This is a genomic window from Actinosynnema sp. NPDC091369 (assembly GCF_044757065.1).
In the GTDB taxonomy this organism is placed as follows: Bacteria; Actinomycetota; Actinomycetes; order Mycobacteriales; family Pseudonocardiaceae; genus Actinosynnema.
Genome location: NZ_JBIVUG010000001.1, coordinates 269,049 through 291,372 on the forward strand (window position 1 = coordinate 269,049; position 22,324 = coordinate 291,372).

21 protein-coding genes are annotated in these 22,324 nt (G+C 71.5%); 2 read left to right on the forward strand and 19 right to left on the reverse strand.

The window, feature by feature from the left end:
• Window positions 1-40: 40 nt before the first annotated feature.
• From ACIQMJ_RS01325 to ACIQMJ_RS01375, 11 genes are all read right to left on the reverse strand, one after another.
• Window positions 41-1,111: a SagB family peptide dehydrogenase gene (locus ACIQMJ_RS01325; RefSeq protein ID WP_499759032.1), complete on the reverse strand. Its 1,071-nt coding sequence runs from the start codon at window positions 1,109-1,111 to the stop codon at window positions 41-43.
• Window positions 1,092-2,210, reverse strand: coding sequence for an ATP-grasp domain-containing protein (locus ACIQMJ_RS01330; RefSeq protein WP_499759033.1), 1,119 nt, complete (start codon window positions 2,208-2,210; stop codon window positions 1,092-1,094). Before ACIQMJ_RS01330 ends, ACIQMJ_RS01325 begins: the two co-directional genes overlap by 20 nt.
• Window positions 2,211-2,213: 3 nt before the next feature.
• Complete coding sequence (locus ACIQMJ_RS01335; RefSeq protein WP_267935188.1) at window positions 2,214-2,336, reverse strand: hypothetical protein; 123 nt, start codon at window positions 2,334-2,336, stop codon at window positions 2,214-2,216.
• 195 nt (window positions 2,337-2,531) lie between these two features.
• On the reverse strand, window positions 2,532-3,857 hold the full coding sequence (locus ACIQMJ_RS01340; RefSeq protein ID WP_499759034.1) for an NAD(P)/FAD-dependent oxidoreductase: 1,326 nt from the start codon (window positions 3,855-3,857) through the stop codon (window positions 2,532-2,534).
• Window positions 3,858-4,027: 170 nt separating this feature from the next.
• A complete protein-coding gene (locus tag ACIQMJ_RS01345) occupies window positions 4,028-4,474 on the reverse strand; it encodes a hypothetical protein (protein WP_499759035.1) in 447 nt (148 codons plus the stop codon).
• Between the two features lie 198 nt (window positions 4,475-4,672).
• Window positions 4,673-6,067 carry a DUF58 domain-containing protein gene (locus ACIQMJ_RS01350; protein ID WP_499759036.1) on the reverse strand — a complete coding sequence of 465 codons (1,395 nt, stop codon included), beginning with the start codon at window positions 6,065-6,067 and terminating at the stop codon, window positions 4,673-4,675.
• The gene (locus ACIQMJ_RS01355) at window positions 6,064-7,020 is read right to left on the reverse strand and encodes an AAA family ATPase (RefSeq protein ID WP_499760225.1); all 957 of its coding nucleotides are present in this window, start codon (window positions 7,018-7,020) and stop codon (window positions 6,064-6,066) included. Before ACIQMJ_RS01355 ends, ACIQMJ_RS01350 begins: the two co-directional genes overlap by 4 nt.
• A gap of 11 nt (window positions 7,021-7,031) precedes the next feature.
• A complete protein-coding gene (locus ACIQMJ_RS01360) occupies window positions 7,032-7,499 on the reverse strand; it encodes a hypothetical protein (protein ID WP_499759037.1) in 468 nt (155 codons plus the stop codon).
• A complete protein-coding gene (locus tag ACIQMJ_RS01365) occupies window positions 7,496-8,155 on the reverse strand; it encodes a DUF4129 domain-containing protein (protein WP_499759038.1) in 660 nt (219 codons plus the stop codon). The genes ACIQMJ_RS01360 and ACIQMJ_RS01365 overlap by 4 nt, the downstream gene beginning before the upstream one ends.
• A gap of 104 nt (window positions 8,156-8,259) precedes the next feature.
• Complete coding sequence (locus tag ACIQMJ_RS01370; RefSeq protein WP_499759039.1) at window positions 8,260-9,033, reverse strand: hypothetical protein; 774 nt, start codon at window positions 9,031-9,033, stop codon at window positions 8,260-8,262.
• Complete coding sequence (locus tag ACIQMJ_RS01375) at window positions 9,009-9,737, reverse strand: uracil-DNA glycosylase (protein ID WP_499759040.1); 729 nt, start codon at window positions 9,735-9,737, stop codon at window positions 9,009-9,011. Before ACIQMJ_RS01375 ends, ACIQMJ_RS01370 begins: the two co-directional genes overlap by 25 nt.
• Before the next feature lie 30 nt (window positions 9,738-9,767).
• On the opposite strand from ACIQMJ_RS01375, the gene ACIQMJ_RS01380 reads away from it, so the two are divergent.
• Window positions 9,768-11,252: a S10 family peptidase gene (locus tag ACIQMJ_RS01380; protein ID WP_499759041.1), complete on the forward strand. Its 1,485-nt coding sequence runs from the start codon at window positions 9,768-9,770 to the stop codon at window positions 11,250-11,252.
• A 330-nt stretch (window positions 11,253-11,582) separates the two neighbouring features.
• Window positions 11,583-11,786 (forward strand): hypothetical protein, encoded by a 204-nt coding sequence (locus ACIQMJ_RS01385; RefSeq protein ID WP_499759042.1) that lies wholly within the window; start codon window positions 11,583-11,585, stop codon window positions 11,784-11,786.
• A gap of 221 nt (window positions 11,787-12,007) precedes the next feature.
• Here ACIQMJ_RS01385 and ACIQMJ_RS01390 read toward each other — a convergent pair whose 3' ends face one another.
• From ACIQMJ_RS01390 to ACIQMJ_RS01425, 8 genes are all read right to left on the reverse strand, one after another.
• A complete protein-coding gene (locus tag ACIQMJ_RS01390) occupies window positions 12,008-13,003 on the reverse strand; it encodes an ABC transporter ATP-binding protein (RefSeq protein ID WP_499759043.1) in 996 nt (331 codons plus the stop codon).
• The gene (locus ACIQMJ_RS01395) at window positions 12,996-13,967 is read right to left on the reverse strand and encodes an ABC transporter ATP-binding protein (RefSeq protein ID WP_141979199.1); all 972 of its coding nucleotides are present in this window, start codon (window positions 13,965-13,967) and stop codon (window positions 12,996-12,998) included. The genes ACIQMJ_RS01390 and ACIQMJ_RS01395 overlap by 8 nt, the downstream gene beginning before the upstream one ends.
• Window positions 13,968-13,980: 13 nt before the next feature.
• Window positions 13,981-14,880, reverse strand: coding sequence for an ABC transporter permease (locus tag ACIQMJ_RS01400; protein WP_499759044.1), 900 nt, complete (start codon window positions 14,878-14,880; stop codon window positions 13,981-13,983).
• Window positions 14,873-15,796 (reverse strand): ABC transporter permease, encoded by a 924-nt coding sequence (locus tag ACIQMJ_RS01405; RefSeq protein WP_141979201.1) that lies wholly within the window; start codon window positions 15,794-15,796, stop codon window positions 14,873-14,875. Before ACIQMJ_RS01405 ends, ACIQMJ_RS01400 begins: the two co-directional genes overlap by 8 nt.
• 71 nt (window positions 15,797-15,867) lie before the next feature.
• Window positions 15,868-17,508, reverse strand: a complete 1,641-nt coding sequence (locus ACIQMJ_RS01410; protein WP_499759045.1) for a peptide ABC transporter substrate-binding protein — start codon at window positions 17,506-17,508, stop codon at window positions 15,868-15,870.
• 171 nt (window positions 17,509-17,679) lie between these two features.
• Window positions 17,680-18,630 (reverse strand): Ppx/GppA phosphatase family protein, encoded by a 951-nt coding sequence (locus ACIQMJ_RS01415; RefSeq protein ID WP_499759046.1) that lies wholly within the window; start codon window positions 18,628-18,630, stop codon window positions 17,680-17,682.
• A gap of 333 nt (window positions 18,631-18,963) precedes the next feature.
• The gene (locus ACIQMJ_RS01420) at window positions 18,964-20,655 is read right to left on the reverse strand and encodes a cellulose-binding domain-containing protein (RefSeq protein ID WP_499759047.1); all 1,692 of its coding nucleotides are present in this window, start codon (window positions 20,653-20,655) and stop codon (window positions 18,964-18,966) included.
• Between the two features lie 275 nt (window positions 20,656-20,930).
• Window positions 20,931-22,274, reverse strand: coding sequence for a lytic transglycosylase domain-containing protein (locus tag ACIQMJ_RS01425; RefSeq protein ID WP_499759048.1), 1,344 nt, complete (start codon window positions 22,272-22,274; stop codon window positions 20,931-20,933).
• Window positions 22,275-22,324: the final 50 nt, after the last annotated feature.

Here is a 22,324-nt window from a genome sequence, read left to right on the forward strand (position 1 = left end):
AGAAGTCCCCCGCACGGCTCAATGAGATCCGCTATTGCGCTCATTCGGGTAATGGACCCAAGGCGCTCAGACCGAGTACGACTTCGTGATAAGCGTCACAGCCGAGTGCTTGTTCGACGAGCTCATCCCGCAATGCTGCGGTGAAGCCGATACCAAAACCCATTGCCGTAGCAACCAGATAAGCCGTTTGGGACAGATGGCCTACGTCCATTTGCACAACACGGTAAGCACGTGACGTGTCGTAACGCCATCTCGTCCGTTCGAGGACGCCGGTGTACGCGAGGACCAACGGCGCCCGCCCCACCCAGTCCTGGTCGCCCGCCGCCGCGGTCATCTCGTCCGGCCCCCACGTCACCCCGATGGGCTCCAGCGCGTGCGCGAGCCCGTCGTAGTGGTACCAGCCCGGCTCCAGCGCCTCGACCGCGCGCACGTGCGCGTACAGCTCGACCGGGTGCCGCCCGCCGCCGGACGGGCTGGTCTTGAACACCGTGCCGGACCGCCCGATCCGCGACCGCACCGGCGACGGGCCGCCCAGCACGGCCAGCAGCTCGGCGACCTTCGTCAGCGGCAGCGGCCCGGACCCGAACTCGCGTGTCGTGCGGCGGGACAGCAGCACGTCCAGCAGACCGGCCCCCGCCCACTTCGCCGTGCCGTCCAGGCGGGGCAGCAGCACGGCCGTGCGGCCCAGGCTGCGGAACGGCGCGGGCGGCGGCTCGGCGGTCAGCTTGGCGTCCAGCAGCGCGTCGTGCTCCTCCGAGCCCTGGTACGGCGCGTCCGCGAGCGTGCGGCTGGCGAAGTGGAAGTGCCGCGCCGACGTGCCCCACGTGCCCCAGGCGGCGAGCAGCCGCCGTTCCTCCTCGTGCGCGGGCGAGCCCTCGACGATCAGCACACCGGCTTCGACCAGCTCGTCCAGCACCTTGCGCAGCGCCGCCCGGTCGTCCTCGGCCAGCGGGGCGAGCAGCTCGTCGACGTCGGTGAACTCGGTGAACTTGCGGCACAGCAGCTCGGCGGTCTCGCTGATCGCGAACTGGCGGTGGTGGAGGTAGTCGTCCCACACCACGGCCCCGTCGGCGTAGAACAGCGTCGCGTGCTCAGCGACCTTTGCCCGCACCCAGCAGCTCCTTGAAGCGCGCCGCCACCCACTCGTGCACGGCGTCGGACACCCGAGAGTCCTGCGCCCGGTGCTCGAACCACCGCCAGTCGCAGTTGACGTTGACCTCCAGGAACACGTGGTCGCCGCCGGAGACGAGCAGGTCGAACGCGGCGACCTGGAGCCGCCAGTGCCGGGCCAGCGCGAGCAGCCGGTCGGTCAGCGAGGCCGGCACGTCCACCGGCGTGACGCGGACCGCCTCGGGGTCGACCCACAGCTGCGCCGGGTCGAGCTTGTCGACCTGGAACGCCAGGCACCGCTCGCCCACCACGAACACGCGCAGCTCGGTGTCGGAGGGCACGTACTCCTGCACGATCACCGGCGCGGACTCGGGCACGTCACCGGACCGGCTGGTCTCCAGCGGGCGCGGGAACAGGCCGTGCTGCATGCCGGGGCGCGGTTCGAGCAGGTGGCGGCCGGAGGTCTTGACGATGCACCGCCCGCCGCCGGGGCGGGTGCGGCCGGGCCGGGTGGTGACGGTGGTGCGCGGCACGCGCAGGCCGAACGCGGAGGCGTCGGCGAGCTGGGTGAGCCGGTTGAGGTGCGAGGTGTTGCGGCTGGGGTTCACGTGCGCCCAGTCGGCGCGGCTGGACAGCCACTCGGCGACGGCGCCCCACTGGTCCACCGCGTACGCGCCGGCCAGCGTGCCGGGCTCGTGGGGCAGGGCGGTCAGCTCGAAGTGCCTGCGCCACACCAGCAGGGGGCGCAGCAGCCAGCGGTCGAGCTCCAGCAGCGGCTGGTCGGTGTAGACGGTCAGCGGCAGGTCCGCGGAGCGGTCGGCGTCGATGCGGGCCATCCGGATGCCGCGCTCGGCGAGCGCGATGGAGAGCTCGTTCATCTCCATGTCGGCGGCGCGGGCGAGGACGAGCACGCAGGGCACGGGGCTGCCGTCACCCTCGTCGACCATGCCGAGGCGGTGCACCTGCTCCTGGAAGTCCAGGCACTTGGGCTGCGACCGGAAGAGGTAGTCCTGGCCTTGCAGCAACAGCGGGGGCGGTTTCGCCGGTCTGGCGGCCTCGGGTGGGGGAACGGTCTCGTTCCCCCACCCGGAGACGGTCATGGCTCAGTCGTCTTTCTTGCTGCAAAAACGCTTTTCGGCGGTGGCGTACTCCGCGGAGTACTCCGCCAGCGCACGATCCTCGATCTCACCGCGGCGAAGCTGTGCGGCCAGCTCCTCGAGAGACATCGCGGTCACCTCTCTCCCCACTGATACATCACACATTCAGGCGATGCACCAGCTGTATTCTCGGGTTCACGTTACGCAATGTCAAGGCGACTGGCCCTGCGTTAGCCCGTATGGGGGCTCAAGGTCGAAGGCTCGGCCGGACGGCCCCACGCCTACCGCACCCGAACGGCGCAGCGTGCGCGGGGCCGTTCGCGATCAGCTCTTGGTGGCCCGGTCGAACTCGGCCTTCGGCTCGTGGATCTGGCCGAGGGCGACGACCTCGCGGCCCGAGAACAGCGCCTGCGTCCAGTCCACGAACACCCGGAACTTGCGGTTGACCGTGGGCATGAACATGACGTGGTAGCTGCGGTGCATGAACCAGGCGACGACGCCCTTGAACCGCAGGCCGAACACGTCGGCCACGCCCTTGTACAGGCCCAGGCCCGCGACCGAGCCCAGGTACTTGTGGAAGTAGTCCTTCGGCTGCTTGCCGCGCAGGGTGGCCACGATGTTCTTGGCCAGCAGCTTCGACTGCCGGATGGCGTGCTGCGCGTTGGGCACGCAGGTCGCCGTCGGGTCCTCCTCGGTGCGCGACAGGTCCGGCACGGCCGAGCAGTCGCCCGCGGCCCAGACCCCTGGCAGGCCCACGACCTGCATCGCCGCCGTGCAGCGGACCCGGCCGCGCTCGTCGAGCGGCAGGTCGGTGTTGCGCAGCATCGGGTTGGCCTTCATGCCCGCGGTCCAGATGATGGTGTCCGAGTCGAACTCGGTGCCGTCGTCCAGGACGACGTGGCCGCCCTCCATGCTCTTGACGCGCGTGTCGAGGTAGCACTTGATGCCGCGCTTCTCGAGCTGCTCGACGGTGTAGACGCCGAGCCGCGCGCTCACCTCGGGCATGATCCGGCCGGTCGCCTCGACCAGCACCCAGTGCACGTCGGACTGCTTGAGGCCCTCGTAGTAGCGCAGCGCGTAGCGGGTCATGTCCTCGAGCTCCGCCAGCGTCTCGATGCCCGCGAAGCCGCCGCCGATGACCACGAAGCTCAGCAAGCGCTTGCGCAGCTCCGGGTCGTTCGTGCTGGCGGCCTGGTCGAGCCGCGACAGCACGTGGTTGCGCAGGTAGATGGCCTCGCCGATGGTCTTCATGCCGATGCCGACCTCGGGCAGGCCCGGGATGGGCAGCGTGCGCGAGATGGCGCCGAGCGCCGAGACGAGCACGTCGTACTCGAACTCCTCGACGTGGCCGTCGGCGAGCTCGACCGTGACGGCCTTGCGCTCGTGCTCGATGCGGGTGGCGCGGCCGGTGACGACGTGGCAGCGCTTGAGGACCTTGCGCAGGGGCACCACGACGTGCCGGGGTTCGATGGATCCGGCCGCCGCCTCGGGGAGGAACGGCTGGTAGGTCATGTGCGGCTGGGGGTCGATCACCGTGACGGACGCCTCGCCGGAACGCAGCTTCTTCTGCAATCCCAGCGCGGTGTACATGCCGACGTACCCACCGCCGACAATCACGATCCGTGTGGGTTGCGACTTCACAGCAGCCATACACACATGGTCGCACCGGGTGGGGCTTTCCGGCGCATCGAGCGGGCCCGTTGTGACCACAGTCGCCGGGTGATTGCGGACACTCCGCCGCTGACCAGCGCGAGCCGGTGAACGTGCTGAGAGGAACGATCCAGACGGTCAGCTCGCGCTGAGCGTCCGGGCCCGTTTCCTCAGCCCTTCCGGCGCAGCAGCAGGACCACTCCGACCACGAGCCCGACGACGCACGCGAGCCCGACCACCTCGACCGCTTCGTCCGTTCGGCCGCCAGGCAGGAGGGTGACGATACCGGCGAGGGCGAGCACGCAGAGTTGCACCGCGGCGAACCTCTTCGCCGGTGCCTTTAGTGCATCCAGGTGAACGCGTGACCCGGCCGGGATGATCGCGGCATAAGCGGACAGAACGTGCAGAAGGTGCAGCAGGACGATCAGCGCGAAGACGCTCGGCCACGCCGGCTCGTCCCCGGTGAACACCATCGCCGCCGCCGGGTACCCGATGATCAGCGCGACCGCGGCGGACGCCGGGATCGCCGCCGCCGCGACGACCAGACCCCCGTACAGCGCGAGCGCGGGCCACTCGACCCCGTTGAGCGCGAGCACCCCGGCCACCGCGGCCGCCACGACCCCGATCGCCGCCCGCAACACCCACCCCGGCCACCCTGCCCCCAGCTCAACCCGCACCGCCACCCCCGTCCTGAACGTTGAACTCGGGGTACCTGAGCGTTCGACTCTCGAGACCCGAGTGTTCGACTCGCGCGAGAGTCGAACACTCAGCGCCCGAGAGTCGAACGCTCAGGACCCGTGAATTCAACGTTCGCGTCATCGCGTCACCCGGCGGGCCGTGCGGGCGGCGCGGAGGACGCCCCCGATCGGCGCGCCCCACGGCACGACGGCGACGCCGTGCTGCCGCATCGCCTCCAGCCGCACGTCGTGCTCCAGCCGGATCACCTGCAACGCGCTCTCCCCCCACGGCGTCGCGGGATCGGCCCGCAACGGCGACGGCAGCACGTCCACCGCCAGCACCAGGTTCCCCCGCCGCGCGGCGTGCACGGCCAGCTCCACCACCTCGGCGTCCAGGAACGGCGACAGCACCACCACCAGCGCGCCGTGCGGCACCTGCTCCGGCCGCAGCACGGGCCGCTGTGCCCACCCGGCCGACCGCGCGCACACCACGAGCTGGTTGCGCAACCGCAGCAGCTGCCGCCGTCCCGCGCCGGGCCGCGCGCCGAGCTGCGGCCGACCCAGGTCCACCAGCCCCACCCGGTCGCCCTGCCGCAGGTACCCGGCCGCCAACGACGCCGCCGCCCGCACCGCCAGGTCCAGGCTGCCGGCGGGCCGCACGGTCGTCCCCCGCGACGCCAACGACCACTCGCCGAGCGACCGGCCCGGCGACCGGCCCGACGCCACCTTCGCGGGCACCGACCAGTCACCCAGCTCCGCGCCCACGTCCAGCCGCGTGTCCAGCGCCAGCACGACGTCCGCGTCCGCCTCCGCGTGGTGCTCGCGGACGTGCAGGTTCGTGCCCTCCGCGGCGCCGGCGCTCGCCCGCAGCGACACCCGCCAGTCGATCCGCCGCAGCCGGTCGCCCGGCTGGAACGCCCGGATGTCGCGCAGCTCCACCGAGTCGCCCGGCCGCCGCGCCCGGTGCGCGCCGACCAGGCCGACGGCCCGCGCGGGCAGCAACCCGGCGGGCAGCGCCTCGACCGGCGGCAGGATCACCCGGCCGCGCTCGGCGGCCGTCACCGGACCGTGCACGAACAACGCGTCCGGCCCCGCCACCAGGTGGTCCGGCCGCAGGTCCACGCCCTCGCCCCACGCGTCACGCCGCAGCACGACCTCGATCTCCCGCGCCTGCCCCGACAGCAGGTGCACCGACCCGATGCCCTCGCCGACGCCCGGCAGCCGGATCGCCAGCACCTCCGCGCCCAGCCCCGGGTCGACCTCCACCACCGACTTGGCCGCACCGACCTCGCCCGTGCGCGGCAGCCCGCGCACCCGCACCTCCGGCGTGCCGACGACCGGCGTGACCAGGGCCAACAACGTCGAGAGCAGCAGCGGCGCGCCGAACAGGACCAGCTCCACCTCGTGCAGCACGCCGCCGAGCACCACCATGCCGACGCCCAGCACGAGGCCGCGCACCAGCGCGTCTGTGGGGTGCCAGTGCGCGCCGCGCCCGCCGGTGAACGCCGCGCGCAGCCGTTCCGCCCGGTTCACGAGCGCGCGCTCGCGGGGCCGGCCACCCGGCCCAGCAGCTCGGTCACGACCTCCACGCCGGTGACGCCGGACGTCCACGTCTCCGGGCGCAGCGTGAGCCGGTGCGCCAACGCGGGCACCGCGCACTCCTTGATGTCCTCGGGCAGCACGAAGTCCCGCCCGTCCAGCACCGCCAGGGCCCGTCCCACCAGCACCAGCGCCTGCGCGCCGCGCGGTGACGCGCCGACCTCGACCGCGCCGTGGGCCCGGGTCGCGGCCGCCAGGTCCACGCAGTACCGCAGCACGTCGTCGTCCACCGACACCTGCTCCACGCCGTGCTGGAGCCGGCGCAGCCGGTCCGCGTCCAGCACCGGCTCGACCTCGGTCTCCTCGCGCTGCCGGACGAGCCGGCGGCGCAGCACCTCGACCTCCTCGGCGGGCGGCGGGTAGCCGATGTCCAGCCGCAGCAGGAACCGGTCGAGCTGCGCCTCCGGCAGCGGGTAGGTGCCCTCGTACTCGACCGGGTTCGCGGTCGCCAGGACGTGGAACGGGCGGGGCAGCCCGAACGTGCGGCCCTCGACCGTGACCTGCCGCTCCTGCATCGCCTCCAGCAGCGCGGACTGCGTCTTCGGGGGCGTGCGGTTGATCTCGTCGGCGAGCAGCAGGCCGGTGAACAGCGGCCCCTCGCGGAAGGTGAACTCGCGGTCGCCCGGGTTGTAGAGGAACGACCCGGTGACGTCGGCGGGCAGCAGGTCGGGCGTGCACTGGAGACGCTTGAAGTCCAGCTTCAACGCCTGCGCCAGCGACCGCGCCATCAGCGTCTTGCCCAGGCCGGGCACGTCCTCCAGCAGCACGTGCCCGCCCGCGAGGATCGCCGCCAGCGCCAGCCGCAACGACCGCTCCCGGCCCACGACGACCGTGCCGACGGCCGCCAGCACCGCCTTGGCCTCGGCCGCGATCGTCTCGACGCCCATTCCGGCTCCGGTCACAGCTTCTCCAACAGGTCGGCGAGCCGGGACGGCTCGGGCAGCGGCGCTTTCGGGTCGGTGAGCAGGCGGTGCAGGTCGTCCCCGAGCACTTCCCGGGCCCTCGGGTGGTGCAGGTCGGGCACGCCGTGCACCTGCCGCAGCCGTGCCTCGGCGAGGCGGCGCAGCCGGGGCTGGATCCGGTTGGCGAACCGGTCCTGGTCGACGGCGGCCTCGGCGAACCGGCCGGCGAGAGTGCTGGCCTGCGCGGACGTGGCGGTGGAGATGGTCGCGGGCCGTGGCGCCCACAGCACGTCCGTCGCGCGCGGCAGGCGTGCGACGAGCAGGCTCAGCGCGCCGGCGGGCAGCGCGAGCAGCACCGCCCACAGCCACGGCGCGCCCACGCGGACCAGGATCAGCGCGGTGCCGACCGTGACGGCGACCGCCAGCGCCACCGCGCGCCCCATGCCGCCGACGAGGGGGTTCACCGCAGGTCCCGCACGATGTGCTCCAACGCGTCGGCGGCGGTGCGGGCGTCCGCCGCGGTCACCTCGGCGGTGCCGAACCGGGCCCGCTGGTAGACGCGGCGCAGCGTGCCGGTGGCGTGCTCGTCCACCCGGTAGCGGCGCAGCAGGTCACCGGTGAACTCGGTGGCCGTCTGGTGGCCCGCGCGCGGCACGCCGCTGTCCCGCGCGGCCCGTTCGAGGCTGAGCCAGGCGGCGATCACCGCGTCACCGGGCGGGCCGTCCGCGTTGCCGCGCAGCTCGTCCAGGGCCTCGGCGGCGCGCCGGACGAGGATCGCCGGCGGCTTCGCGTGCTCCTCGGGCAGGTCGGGCGCGTCGACCGTGACACCGGCGCCGCGCCGCCGACGCCGCTGGAACACGCCGAGCGAGATGAGCAGCCACAGCATCCCCACGACCGCCACCGCGATGAAGACGATCAGCAGGACCAGCACCGACCCGGCCGCCGCGGACCCGTCCAGGTCGGGCTCCAGCGGCGGGACCGACTGGGTCGTGGGCGTCGTGGTCTCGTCGTCGACCACCGGGCGGTCCTGGTAGCGCACCGGGGACGTCCCGCGGGCCGCGAGCGCGATGAGGACGAGCACCGACCCCACCGCGAGGAAGAGCGCGAGCCGGGGCTTCATCCCCCCAGGATGCCTGCCGGGCCGACCGGGCGCGGGTGGTTTCGCCGGAACCGAGCCGACCGGGCCGGCGCCCCCGGCGGGAACGGCGGCGCTCACGGCGGCGCTCACGGCGGGAACGGGAACACCTCGAACTCGCCCGCGCACCGCCGCGCCTGCTCCTCGTGCCGGTCCTCCCAGAACTCGAACCGCCACCCGGGCCAAGCCTCGGCCACCTCCTCGACCGACCCCTTGACCGTCCCGCCCGTCCAGCAGCCGACCTCGCGGCGTGCGACGTCGACGTGCACACCCAGGTCCGGCCCCGGGTCGTCGGACGACAACGGGCCCCGGCCGGACACCGGGGTCAGCGGCTCGACGAGGTGCAGCAGGCGCGGCCCGGCCCACAGCGGCTCGCCGAACTGGTGGTGGACCGAGTACCCGCGCAGCACGCCGTCCGCGTCGCGCACCGTGATCACGCAGCCGGCGTCCTGCGGGAAGTCCTCGTGCGGTCCGTTGAGCGTCTCGACCTCTTCGCGTTCGGTCCGCACGGTCAGCCGGTCGACGCCCAGGTACGCCACCACGTCCTCCAAGCCGCCGTACGCCCAGCGGACGTCCCACCCGGGCCAGGCGTCCCTGATCGCCGCGAGCTTGCGCGCCCGATCCGCCACCCCGTCGTGGTGCCAGGTGAAGTGCAGCAGGACCCGGTCCACGAGGTCGACCAGCGCCGCTCCCTCGCACCACACGTCGTCCAGCCATTCGTCCACCACCTGCCCCGCCCGGAACCGCTCGACCACGTCCGGGCCGCGGGCGAGCTCGTCCAGCAACCCGACCGCACCCCCGTGCGAGTAGAACACCTCGACGCCGTCGTTCCCGACGATCACGTGGTTGGCCCGGCTGCCCATGCCTGGATGATCCCCGCCGCGGCACCGGCGGCCCGCAGGACGTCCTGGAGCATCGGTTGGGTCAGCTTGCCGGTGAACGTGTTCTGCTGGCTCACGTGGTAGCAGCCGAACAGGTGCAGCGGGGCGCCGCCGTCCTGGGCGGGCAGGGTGACGTGCGCGCCGTGGCCGAACGCGGGCCGCGGTCGGGGCACCTGCCAGCACGCGGCCAGGACCGGGAGCGCCGCCTGCCAGCCGAACGCGCCCAGCACGAGCACCGCGCGCAACGTCGGCCGGAGCAGTTCCAGCTCGCGGATCAGCCAGGGGCGGCAGTTGTCGCGTTCCTCCGGGGTCGGCTTGTTCTCCGGCGGCGCGCACTTCACCGGGGCCGTGATCCGGGTGCCGATCAGCTCCAGCCCGTCGCCGATGTGCGTGGCCGTCGGCTGGGTCGCCAGCCCGACCGCGTGCATCGCCGCGTACAGGAAGTCACCGGAGCGGTCGCCGGTGAACATGCGGCCCGTGCGGTTGGCGCCGTGCGCGGCCGGGGCCAGGCCGATGATCGCCAGCGACGCGTCGGCCGGGCCGAAGCCGGGCACCGGGCGTCCCCAGTACTCCTGGTCGCGGAACGCCGCCCGCTTGACCCGCGCCACCTCCTCGCGCCACGCCACCAGGCGCGGGCACGCCCGGCAACTGGTAACCCGTTCGTCAAGAGCGGAAAGCGGGAGCACCGACGACGACTCCGATCGTAGAGTTCGACCATGACCGACAAGGACAACGGCGACGAGCAGGCCGCCAAGGACAACGGCGACGACAAGGACACCCCTGCCGACGACCTCGTCACCACCCAGCACAGCATCACCGTCAAGCGGCGCAAGCTGAACTACACCACGACCACCGGTCGGGTGGTGCTGCGCCAGGAAGTGCTGACCGAGGGCAAGTTCGACGGCCACCTGCCGAAGGCCGAGGTCTTCGTCACCGCGTACACGTTGGACGGCGCGGACCCGGCGAAGCGGCCCGTGACGTTCGCGTTCAACGGCGGCCCCGGCTCGTCCAGCGTGTGGCTGCACCTGGGCCTGCTCGGACCGCGCCGCGTCGTGTCCGGTGACGTCGGCGACCTCGCGCCGCCGCCGTACGACCTGGTCGACAACGCCGAGACGCTGCTCGCGCACAGCGACCTGGTGTTCATCGACCCGGTGTCGACCGGGTACTCGCGGGCGGTGAAGGGCGAGAAGCCCGGCCAGTACCACGGGTTCCAGGGCGACCTGGAGTCGGTCGGCGAGGTGATCCGGCTGTGGACGTCGCGCAACGGCCGGTGGATGTCGCCGAAGTTCCTGGCGGGCGAGTCCTACGGCACCACGCGCGCCGCCGGGCTGGCCGACTACCTGCAGTCGCGGTACGGCATGTACCTGAACGGGCTGATGCTGATCTCGTCCGTGCTGGACTTCGCCACGCTGGACTTCAGCGAGGGCAACGACCTGCCGCACACGTTGTTCCTGCCGACCTACGCGGCCATCGCGCACTACCACGGGCTGCACGGGTCGCGGTCGCTGGAGGACGTGCTGGCCGACGCGGAGGACTTCGCGTCGCGGGACTACCCGTGGGCGCTGGCGCGGGGCAACCGGCTGTCCACTGAGGAGCGTGCGGCGGCGGTGGCGCGGCTGGCCGGGTTGACCGGGCTGAGCGAGGACTACGTGGACCGGGTGAACCTGCGCATCGAGCACGTGCGGTTCTTCACCGAGCTGCTGCGGTCCGAGCGCAAGGTCGTCGGCCGGTTGGACTCGCGGTTCACCGGGGCGGACGCCGACTACGGGCGCGAGCACTTCAGCGAGGACCCGTCGTACTCGGCGATCCTCGGGCCGTACACGGCGGCGCTGAACCACTACGTGCGGGCGGAGCTGGAGTACGAGAACGACCTGCCGTACGAGATCCTGACGATGAACGTGCGGCCCTGGTCGTACAAGGAGTTCGAGGGCACGCACGTGACGGTGGCGAACAAGCTGTCGTCGGCGATGCGCGCCAACCCGCACTTGAAGGTGCACATCGCCTACGGCTACCTGGACGGCGCGACGCCGTACTACGCGGCCGAGCACGTGGTCGCCCACCTGCAGATCCCGGCCGAACTGCACTCCAACATCGAGGCCGCTTACTACCCCGCGGGTCATATGATGTACGTGCACGAGCCGTCGCGGGTGCAGCAGTCGAAGGACTTGGCGGAGTTCGTCCAATCCGCCTCGAACCGCTAGGACCTGGTCGTTCGCTCGTCCGGGACGGTGAACGCGCGTCACCAAAGATCACCCGGACGAGCGAACCAGTGGTCGAACGGGATCGATGTCATCGCCGATTTCGTTGCCGGAAAGATGGAGGCGGCGCACACGGCGGGACCCGTAGGCCGAGCAGCCCGGGTACGGCGAGCGGCTTGCGGGACAGAAGGTTGAGGGACAAGCGGCCCACGGCAGGCCCCCGTTCCGCGCGCGGCTCGCGGAGCGCGGGCGGCTCGCGGAACGGGAGGACAGCGCGCGTGGACGTCGTCGGCTGCCCGGGCCGCGACCCGCTCGCCGGCCCCCCGCGGGCACGTGCTGTCGGTCGCCGACCTCGCCGATGCCGCCGCCGGGACGGACCCGCTGCTGCGCGACACGGCCCGCGTGGCGGAGGCGATCTGCCGGACCGAGCAGTCGCAGGCGCGGATGACGGACAGCGGTGAGGAGCCCGACCCGGGTGAGGTCGAGCGGTCCTGCGCGGAAGCCCGCCGGGTGTTCGCCACCCTCCGCCGCCCCTGACCCGCGGTCGCGGAGCCACAGCCGGCCAGGGAGCCACAGCGGGCAGGCCGCGGCGGGCCGGGGGACGCCAGGCCAGAGGGCGACGGTCAGGGGACGCCAGTGGTCGGAGGTCGGCACCGCGGCGAGCTACGGGGCGGCAGCGGTCGGAGGGCAACGGCGGCCATGGCGGGCCAGGGGACGCAGCGGTCGGAGGGGCGCGGCGGGCCAGGGGATGGAGGCCGTCAGGGGATGACGTGGCGTTCCTCGGCGAAGTGGCAGGCGCTCGGGTGGTGGCCGACGCGGGTGACCAGGGCGGGTTCTTCGGTGGCGCACAGGTCGCGGGCTTTCCAGCACCTCGTGCGGAAGCGGCAGCCGGAGGGTGGGTTCAGGGGGGACGGGACGTCGCCGGTCAGGCGGATCACGTCGCGGCGGCCCCGCAGGGTCGGGTCGGCGACCGGGACGGCCGACAGCAGGGCCTGCGTGTACGGGTGCGTGGGGTGTTCGTAGATCTCCTCCTCCGTGCCGATCTCGACGATCTTCCCGAGGTACATGACGGCGACGCGGTCGGACAGGTGGCGCACCACCGACAGGTCGTGCGCGATGAACACGTAGGCCAGGCCGAACTCGCCCTGGAGCTCGGCCAGCAGGTTCATCACCTGGGCCTGGATCGACACGTCCAACGCCGACACCGGCTCGTCGCACACGATCACCTTCGGCCGCAGCGCCAACGCCCGCGCGATCCCGATCCGCTGCCGCTGCCCGCCGGAGAACTGGTGCGGGTACCGGTTGATGTGCTCCGGGTTCAGCCCGACGACGTCGAGCAGCTCGCGCACCCGTCCCGCGCGCGACCCGCGCGGCGCGACCTCGGGGTGGATCTCGAACGGCTCGCCGACGATGTCGCCCACGGTCATCCGCGGGTTCAGGGAGGTGTAGGGGTCCTGCAGCACGATCTGCATGTCCCGCCGCCACCGCCGCAACGCCGCGCCCCGCAGCGAGAACATCGGCTCGCCCTCGAACAGCGCCGTGCCCGACGTCGGCGGCTCCAGCCGCATCAGCACCTGCGCCAACGTCGACTTGCCGCACCCGGACTCGCCGACCACGCCCAGCGTCTCCCCCGCGCGCAACGAGAACGACACCCCGTCCACCGCCCGCACGTGCCCGACGGTCCGCCGGAACGCCACCCCGCGCGTCACCGGGAAGTGCTTCACCAGGTCGCGCACCTCCAACAGCTCAGCCACCGACGACCTCCTCCGCGAAGTGGCACGCGCTGGTCCGCCCGAACCCCAGCCGCACGTCCGGCGGCACGCGCACGGCGCACACGTCCTCCGCCCGCGGGCACCGGGGGTGGAACGGGCAGCCGGGCGGGACGGCCAGCAGGCTGGGCGGCAGCCCGCGGATCGTCTCCAGGGCCGTGCCCTTGGCGTCCAGCCTCGGCAGCGAGCGCATCAGCGCCGCCGTGTACGGGTGGCCGGGTGAGCGGAACAGCGAGACGGCGTCGGCCTGCTCCACGATCCGCCCCGCGTACATCACCACGATCCGGTCGGCCACCTCGGCGACGACCCCGAGGTCGTGCGTGATGAGCACCAGCCCCATCCGCCGCTCGCGCTGGATCTCCGCCAGCAGGTCCATGATCTGCGCCTGCACGGTCACGTCCAGCGCCGTCGTCGGCTCGTCGGCGATCAGCACCTCGGGGTCCAGCGCCAGCGCCATCGCGATCATCGCCCGCTGCCGCATCCCGCCGGAGAACTGGTGCGGGTACTCGCGGACCCGTTGCCGCGCCGCCGGTATCCGCACCAGGTCCAGCAGCTCGATCGCCCGCGTGCGCGCCTCGGCCCGGCTCATCCCGCGCCGCAGCCGCAGCTGCTCCTCGATCTGGAACCCCACCGTGAACACGGGGTTCAGCGCCGACAGCGCGTCCTGGAAGATCATCGCGACGCCCTCGGCGCGGACGGCGCGGCGGCGTTCGGGCGAGGCGGTCAGCAGTTCTTCGCCGTGGAACCGCACCGAGCCCCGCGTGACGAACGCGGGCGGCGTGTCCAGGATGCCCATGATCGCCTGCGCGGTCACGCTCTTGCCCGACCCGGACTCGCCGAGCACGGCCACCGTCTCGCCGGCCGACACGTGGTAGCTCACGCCGTTGAGCACGCGCGCCACCCCGTCCCGGGTCCGGAACTCCACGTGCAGGTCCTCGACCTCCAGCATGGTCCCCCCCTTCCTACCGGAGCTTCGGGTCGAGGGCTTCGCGGACCGCGTCGCCCAGCATCACGAACGCCAGCACGGTCGCGGTCAGGAAGCCCGCCGGGAACAGCAGGGCGTGCGGTGCGACGCGCAGGTAGTCCTTGGCGCTGTTGATCATCACGCCCCACGACACGACCGGTTGCCGCAGCCCGATGCCGAGGTAGGACAGGGTGGCCTCGGCGCCGATGAACGCGCCCAGCGCGATCGTCGAGTAGACGAGTACGGGCGCGACGCAGTTGGGCAGCAGGTGCTTGCCGATGATCCGCCGCGGCGACGCGCCCAGCGCCCGGGCCGCCTTGACGTAGTCCTGCTGCTTGGCGGCGATGGCGGTGGACCGCATGATCCGCATCGCGACCGGCCACGACAGCACCGAGATCGACAGCACCACCTGCGCCACGATCCGGACCGGCCCGGCGTCGCCGCCCGCGTTCAACGTGGTCAGGATGACGATCGCGCCCAGCACGAACGGCACGCCCACGAACACGTCCGCGATCCGCGAGACCACGGCGTCCAGCCAGCCGCCGTAGAAGCCGGCGAGCATGCCCACTGAGGCGCCGACCAGGACCACGCCTAGTGTAGACAGTATTCCGACTACGATCGACGCTCGTGTACCGTATACAATCCGCGTGTACACGTCATACCCCTGGTTGTCGTAGCCGAACCAGGCGGCCGACGAGGGCGCGCCGCGCGACCGGGACAGGTCGGCGGCGTTCGGGTCGCCCGAGGTGAACAGCCCGGGGAACGCCGCCATCAGCAGCACCAGCAGGATCAACGCCACCGACACCCAGAACAGCGGCCGGCGGCGCAGCGCGTGCCAGGCGTCCCCGAACAGGCCCCGCGGCCGTTCGACGACGAGGGAAGCCAGTTGGTCAGTCATAGCGGATCCTCGGGTCCAAGACCGCGTACAGCAGGTCCACCAGCAACGTCATCAGCAGGTACACCAGCACCAGCACGGTCACCACGCCGGTCACCATCGCGCCGTCCTTGGTCAGGATCGACCGGAACACCAGACCGCCCACACCGGGCACGTTGAAGATCCCCTCGGTGACGATCGCCCCACCCAGGAACGCGCCGAGGTCCGTGCCCAGGAACGTGATCACCGGGATCAGCGAGTTCCGCAGCAGGTGCACGCCCACGATCCGCCGCGTCGGCAACCCCTTGGCCAGCGCCGTGCGCACGTAGTCGGCCCGCCGGTTCTCCGCGATGCTCGCGCGGGAGAGGCGGGCGACGTAGGCCATGGACAGGCTGGCCAGCACGAACCCGGGCACGACCAGGTTGCCGAACGTCGGCGTGGTCACCGTGGGCGCGATCCAGCCGAGTTGCAGCCCGAACACCAGCTGCACGACGTACCCGGTGACGAACACCGGGATGGAGATCAGGAACAGCGTCGACACCAGCACCAGGCTGTCCAGGAACCCGCGGTTGCGCAGGCCCGACACGACGCCCGCGGTGATGCCGATGACGGCCTCGATCAGCAGCGCCACCAGGGCGAGGCGCAGCGTCACCGGGAACGCGGCGGCGATCCGGTCGACCACCTGGACACCGGACGACGTGACGCCGAAGTCGCCCTGCACCAGGTTGACCAGGTACTTCCAGTACTGGAGCAGCAGCGGGTCGTCCAGGTTGAACCGCTCGCGCATCATCGCCACGTAGGAGGCGGGGCAGTCGCGCTCGCCGCACTTGCCCTCGAACGGGTCGCCCGGGACCGCCCACACCAGCACGTAGATCAGGAACGTGGTGCCCACGAACACCGGCACCATCTGCAACAACCTGCGCAGCACGTACCGCCCCATCGGGCGCTCCCCTCACCAGGGGGCCGGTCCGGGTGGCGTGCCCGGACCGGCCCGAGTGGCTGGTTGCCCGGCTAGGCCACTTCCACCGAGAAGAGGTCGAGCGTGCGGAACGGGTCGAGGTTGGCCACCTTGAGCCGGTCGGACCGGCCCGCGATGGTGTTCTGCGTCCACAGCGGGATGGACGGCAGGTCCGGGGCCATGATCCGCTCGGCTTCGAGGTACAGCTCGATCGCCGCGTCCTCGCTGGTGGCCTTGTCGGCCTCGGCGAGCTTCGCGTCGAACGCCGGGTTGGAGTACAGGCCGTCGTTGGACGACGCGCCGGTGCGGAACAGCGGCGTGAGCCAGTTCTCGATCGACGGGTAGTCGGCGACCCAGCCCGCCCGGTACATGCCGGTCATCTCGTGCGCGTTCACCTTCTGCCGGAACTCGCCGAAGCTGGTCGACGGCACGAACCGGGCCTGCACGCCGAGGGTGTTCTTGATGCTGTTGACGACGGCTTCGGCCCATTCCTGGTGCCCGCCGTCGGTGTTGGACAGCAGCACGATCTCGCCGGTGTAGCCGGACTTGGCGAGCGCTTCCTTGGCCTTCTCCGGGTTGAACGTGCAGTACTCGCCGCACTGGCCGGGTCGGTAGCCCTTCATCAGCGGGTGCACCCAGCCGTCGGCGGGCTTGCGTGTGCCCTCGAAGATCCGCTCGGTGATCTCCTCGCGGTTGATCGCCATGGAGATCGCGCGGCGCAGGTCGGCGTTGTCGTAGGGCGGCAGGTAGAACGGGAACGCGATGGTCTGGTTGTTCAGCGTCTCGCGCTGCACCACCCGGTCGCCGAGGTCGGTCTCGTACTGCTTGCCCGCGAGCGCGTTGGGCGGCAGTTCCTCCATGAAGTCCAGGTTGTTGGCGACGAGGTCGGCGTAGGCCGATTCGCGGCTCTGGTAGACCTTGAGCGTCAGGTCCTTGAACTTCGGCTTGTCGGTGCCCTGGTAGTCGTCGTAGCGGGTCAGCTTGATGTCGGTGCCGACCGTGCGCGAGACGTACTTGAACGGGCCGTTGCCGATCGGGTGCTCCTCGAAGGCTTCGCGGTCCTTGAAGAACGCCTCGGGCAGCGGGGCGAAGACCTCGTAGCCGATGGTGACCGGGAAGACGGAGAACGGTTCGGACAGCGTGATGGTGAACGTGTGGTCGTCCACGATCGCGAGGCCGGACAGCGTCTCGGCGGAGGGCGCCGGCGGTTCCTGCGGCTTGTCGGGGCCGTCGGGGTCCTTCGGGTGGACCGCGTCGAAGCCCTCGATCTGGGAGAAGAAGCTCGCGCCCTGGGTGCCGTTGGGGCCGTAGGCGGTCCAGTTCCAGGCGTCCACGAAGCTCTTCGCGGTGACCGGCGTGCCGTCGTGGAACCGCCAGCCCTTCTTGATCTTGACGGTGAAGACCTTGGAGTCGGTCGTGTCGATCGACTCGGCCATGGCGTTGACCGGTTGCGCGTCCTGCGCGCGGTACTCGACCAGGCCGGTGAACATCGGGTCGAGGACGCGGCTGCCGCCCACCTCGGTGGTGTTGCCCGGGACGAGCGGGTTCTCCGGCTCGGTGTTGAAGATCGTGATGCCGGCGTCGGTGTTGGAGCCGGTCGGGGTGTCCGTCGAGCCGCAGGCGGCGGCCACCAGCGCGACCGTCACGGCTGCGACCGTGGTCTTCGCTCCTGAGGCTAATCGTGCACGTGCCATGGGTCCTCCCACCTGATCGGGGTAACCGAGCAGAGTCGACCGCTTTCACAGCGTGAGAGAGAACCTAGGGGCAGGGTGACGGCGGCCACATGGGTGAGGGCGTCACGACCTGATCACGATCAATCCCAGTTGACAGGGATGGTCCGGGGTTGCTGGTCGGGGAGTCGGAGGTCAGGCCAGCGCGAAGGCGATGCCGTCGAGGATGTCGTGCTCGCCGGCGACCAGTTCGGTGATGCCGTGCGACTCGAGGTGGTCGGCCAGGGTGCGGACGATCAGCGCGCCGCCGCAGATCACGTCCACCCGACCGGGGTGCATCGGGCCGAGGGCGGCGCGTTCGTCGTGGCTCATCGTGAGCAGCTTGGCGGTGACCTCGCGGACCCGGTCCAGGCTCAGGCGGGCGAGGTGGATCTCCTCCGGGTCGTACCGCGGGAGCTCCTTGGCCAGGGCGACGAGGGTGGTGACGGTGCCGGCCACGCCGATCCAGGTCTGCGCGTCGGAGGTGGGCACGGCGGCGAACGCCTCGGCGAGGATGTCGCGGGTGACGTCGACGGCCTGCTCGACCTGCGCCTCGGTCGGCGGGTCGGTGTGCAGGCAGCGTTCGGTGAGGCGGACGCAGCCGATGTCCACCGATCGGGCGGCGGTCACGTCGCCGCGCACACCGTTCCAGGTGCCCAGGACCAGCTCGGTGGAGCCGCCGCCGATGTCGGAGACGAGGAACGGGCCCTCGTCCGGGTCCAGGTCGGACACCGCGCCGGTGAAGGAGAGGCGGGCTTCCTCGTCGCCGGTGATGACCTCGGCCGCCACGCCCAGGACGTCCCGGGTCATGTCGAAGAAGACGTCCTTGTTGGCGGCGTCGCGGGTGGCGGAGGTGGCGACCATGCGGACCCGTTCGGTGCCCTTGCGGCGCAGGACGGCCGTGTAGTCGACGAGGGCGGCGCGGGTGCGGGCGATGGCGTCGGGGTGCAGTTCACCGGTGGCGTCGACGCCCTGGCCGAGGCGGACGACCCGCATCTCCCGGTGCACGTCGCGCAGCCACCGTTCGCCGCTGTCCGAAGTGGTCACGTCGGCGACCAGCAGGCGGATCGAGTTGGTCCCGCAGTCGATCGCGGCCACGCGTGCCATGCCGTGAGTCCCTTCCCCGCTGGTGAGTGGTGCTGGGGGAAGGGTAGTGGTGGGGGCTGGGGGTGGGTGAAGGGGGAAAGATCAGAAGAGCGGAGAACAAAGGAGTCCTCGCCGGACGGGCAGATCAGCGCGGTAGGGCTGCGCCAGGTCGGCGGGATGACACGGAGCCCTGCCAGTGGCGGGAAAAACCCGGGGGTGCACGAAGTGGTGGTGCTTTGTGGTCATGCTCCGCAGGGGTCCCCGGCAAGGGGAACCCTTGTTGTAATTCTGCCAGAGGGGTACGACAAAAATGGGTGGGGCGGGCGCTACGAATAGCGCCCGCCCCCCGGGTGCTCAGTTCGGCGCGTGGATCTGGTCGGCGGAGTTGGCGGCGTAGTCCCTGGTGGCGCCGCGGACGAACATGTTCTGCTCGGCGTGGTTGCCGGAGAAGTGCTGCTTGATCGAACCGGTGAATGGTGTCGTGGACGGGTTGCGGCCGTAGACGTCGGTGTAGACGGTGGTCGGGCCGGAGTTGCGGAGTTTGAAGCCGCCGGCGCGGAATTCGCGCAGGGTGCCCTTGAACGGGGAGCGCGGGTCGTCCCAGGCGACCCGCCGGCCGGTTTGCTCGGTGATCCGGCGGACGGTGTTGCAGTAGTCGCCGCGGATGTTCTCGTAGCAGAGGTCGACCTGGCGGGCCAGCTTGTTCGGCTTGGAGGCGTCGTAGTAGCGGGCCGGGTTGAGGACGTAGAACAGCGGTTGGATGGTGAACGTCAGCTGACCGGTGCTGATGGAGACGTCCGAGAACCAGAACTCGTGCAGGTCGTTCGTGTCGAACGGGATCTCGGTGCCGGTGATGACCTCGAAGTGGGTCTTGCCCTCGCGGATGGCCTGGACGCAGGCCGCGTCGGTGATGAGCCGGCCGAGCGAGCGGGCGTCGGACGGGGAGTCCGCGGGGACGGCCGGGCCGACGGTGGTGAACTTGTTGTTGAACGGGCCGGGGCAGTCGGTGGCGCCGAAGCCGCCGGGGCGGCCGTTGGGGATCAACGCGGTGAACTTGGCCTCGGTGACCTGGTTGTTGTCCCGGTGGGTGCACTTGTTGTTGTAGATCAGCTCGTGCACGTTGTTGGTGAACGCGTCCGGCGAGTGCGTGCCCTGGTGGAACTTCAGCAGGACGTCGCACGTGGCGATGGTGGTGCCCTGCGGCGGGAAGAAGCTCGTGCCGTTGTCGCCCTGGATGACGTTGGAGTTGTTGACCGCGAGGACCTTGTGGCCGACGTGGTCCTCGTGCCGGTGCGCGCCGGTCGGGTTGGCGGTCATCATCACTTCGCTGGTGTAGCCGAAGTAGGGCCACTTCGCGTCGGCGAACAGGTCCGAGGTGCGCGGGTCGTCGCCGTGCTCGTGGCCGAACGCGCAGCCGCTCGCGTCGCGCGGCGGGTGCCAGGTCGGGTAGACCTTGCCGTCCGGGCCGTAGGTCCAGTAGCGGGCGTGGACCTCGCGGGAGCACTCGCCCGCCTTCGGCGAGTAGCCGCTGCCCGTCTCCGACGCGACGATGTCGTAGGCCATGCTGGTCGGCGCGCCCGCAGGTGGCAGGGACTTGCCCCAGCCGGGGTTGTCGGTCGGCGGCACCGACGTGGGTGTCGAGGGCGTCGAGGGCGTCGTCGTCGTGGTGACCGGCGCGCCGGTGCACGTGGTGCCGTTGAGGGCGAACGAGGTCGGCGCGGGGTTGCTGCCGGTCCACGAGCCGTTGAAGCCGAACGTGGCGGTGGCGCCGGTGGGCAGGGTGGCGTTGTGGCTCACGCCGCGGGCGGTCACCTGGGCGCCGCTCTGCGTCGTGGTGGCGTTCCACGCCTGGGTCACCTGCTGGCCGGCGGTGAAGCTCCAGGTCAGCGTCCAGGAGCTGAGCGGGTCGCCGAGGTTGGTCACCTTCACCTCACCGGTGAAGCCGTTGTTCCACTGCGTCGGGACGGAGTAGGTGACCGCGCAGCCGGTGGCGGCGGCTTGCGCCACGAACACCGTGCTGCCCACCCCCAGTGCGGCGACCGCCACGGCCGATAAGAATCGGAATCGGTATCTGCGGATGTGCATCTGCCCTCCAGAAGGTACAGCCCGGAATGCGGCGGCAGCTCAGGGCACAACGCGGGATGACTGACGGGAATGCGAACGGCACTCGGCATGCCGAAATCGGCGGGTCGTCGAACGGGCGACGACCGGATCACCGAATGGCGGTGGCGACCGATCCGGCAGGAGCTGCCGGTGCGGGTAGTGTTCGACCATTCCGGGGCGCTGTCAACGATTAGCGCAACCTTGCGAAAAGGTCCGGCTCAGGTGGCCTTCATGGACGACGTGGTCGACGGCGACAGGGACGACGACGAGCCGCTGGAGGAGGACGACGTGCCGCCGGTCGTGCCGTCCGGGGTCGTCGCGGCGGGCGGCTCGGTGGTCGTCGTGGTCGTGGTGGTGGTCGTCGTCGTGGTCGTCGTCGGCGTGGGGCAGCCCGGCGGGATGGACGGCGTCGTGGTCGGCGTCGTCGTGGGCGTGGTGGTCGTCGTCTCCGTCGGCGGCGTGGGGCACGTCGGCGTGGTGGTCGACGTCGACGGCGGGAACGTGACCGTGCCCGTCACGCCGGTCCGGGTGGTCGTCGTCGTGGTGGTGGTCGTCGTCGGGTGCGACGTGCTGGACGACGGCGGGTTGGTGCTGCCGGGCGGGGAGGTGTTGTTGTTGCCCGGGGTGGTGCCGTTGCCGGTGTCCTGGCCGAAGTCGTCGTCCGAGCCGAACATGTCGGGCAGCACCGGCACGCCGCTGGCGTAGACGTCCGCCCAGTACAGCACCGTGGCCACGTACTCGTTGGACTGGTTGTAGCGGAACACCGACCTGGCGCGCTGCTCCGGGTTGCTCAGGTCCGAGTTGTGGGCGCAGAGGTAGTTGCCCGCGCCGATGGTGGCGTCGTAGATGTTGTTCGGGTTGCGATCGCCGTCGGCGTTGCCGTCGGCCGCGTAACCGGCCCACGTGGACGGGATGAACTGCATCGGGCCGACGGCCCGGTCCCAGTTCCGGTCGCCGTCGAACCGGCCGCCGTCGGTGTCGCGGATCGCCGCCATGCCGGGCCCGCCGTTGAGCACCGGGCCCAGGATGGGCTCGACCGTGGTGCCGTTCTCGTTGACCCGGCCGCCGCGGGCGTGGCCGGACTCGATGCGGCCGATGCCGGCCAGCAGCGGCCAGTCGAGGTGGCAGTTGGGCGTGGTCTGGGCCAGGCGGTCGGCCGCGCGCATGTACGCGTCGAGCATCACGCCCGGGATGCCGTGCTGGCCCTCGCGCGAGAACCCGCCCTCCAGCGGGGGCAGGTCGTCCTCGAAGCCCGCCGGGTCGTCGGCCTCGGCGAGCAGGGCCGCGCTGAGCTCGTCGGTCTCGGGCAGCCGGCCGGTCGCGCCCAGCTTGCCCTCGGCGTCCAGCGCGAGCGTGCCCAGCACGTCGCCCGGACCGGGCGGCACGGCTTCGACGTCGGCGCGGCCGGCGAGGTGCACCCAGTCGATCGGCGTCGCGGTGTGCAGCAGCGCGGGCACGAGCATCGCGGCGGTCGCGGTGGCGGCGAAGCCCCATTGCCGCGGCGTCATCGTGCCCGGCTGGACCTTCGTCCGCTTCCGCCCACGACGCTTCGACTTCGGCACGACTCCGAACTCCCCATCGACTCGTCACCCGGCCTGCGATCCAGCCTGCC

Coding starts and splice junctions, on each gene's coding strand:
- ACIQMJ_RS01330 (WP_499759033.1), bottom strand. CDS start 2,210: ATGACCGTCTCCGGGTGGGGGAACGAGACCGTTCCCCCACCCGAGGCC.
- ACIQMJ_RS01335 (WP_267935188.1), bottom strand. CDS start 2,336: ATGTCTCTCGAGGAGCTGGCCGCACAGCTTCGCCGCGGTGAGATCGAG.
- ACIQMJ_RS01340 (WP_499759034.1), bottom strand. CDS start 3,857: ATGGCTGCTGTGAAGTCGCAACCCACACGGATCGTGATTGTCGGCGGT.
- ACIQMJ_RS01355 (WP_499760225.1), bottom strand. CDS start 7,020: ATGGGCGTCGAGACGATCGCGGCCGAGGCCAAGGCGGTGCTGGCGGCC.
- ACIQMJ_RS01365 (WP_499759038.1), bottom strand. CDS start 8,155: ATGAAGCCCCGGCTCGCGCTCTTCCTCGCGGTGGGGTCGGTGCTCGTC.
- ACIQMJ_RS01370 (WP_499759039.1), bottom strand. CDS start 9,033: ATGGGCAGCCGGGCCAACCACGTGATCGTCGGGAACGACGGCGTCGAG.
- ACIQMJ_RS01380 (WP_499759041.1), top strand. CDS start 9,768: ATGACCGACAAGGACAACGGCGACGAGCAGGCCGCCAAGGACAACGGC.
- ACIQMJ_RS01395 (WP_141979199.1), bottom strand. CDS start 13,967: ATGCTGGAGGTCGAGGACCTGCACGTGGAGTTCCGGACCCGGGACGGG.
- ACIQMJ_RS01400 (WP_499759044.1), bottom strand. CDS start 14,880: ATGACTGACCAACTGGCTTCCCTCGTCGTCGAACGGCCGCGGGGCCTG.
- ACIQMJ_RS01405 (WP_141979201.1), bottom strand. CDS start 15,796: ATGGGGCGGTACGTGCTGCGCAGGTTGTTGCAGATGGTGCCGGTGTTC.
- ACIQMJ_RS01410 (WP_499759045.1), bottom strand. CDS start 17,508: ATGGCACGTGCACGATTAGCCTCAGGAGCGAAGACCACGGTCGCAGCC.
- ACIQMJ_RS01415 (WP_499759046.1), bottom strand. CDS start 18,630: ATGGCACGCGTGGCCGCGATCGACTGCGGGACCAACTCGATCCGCCTG.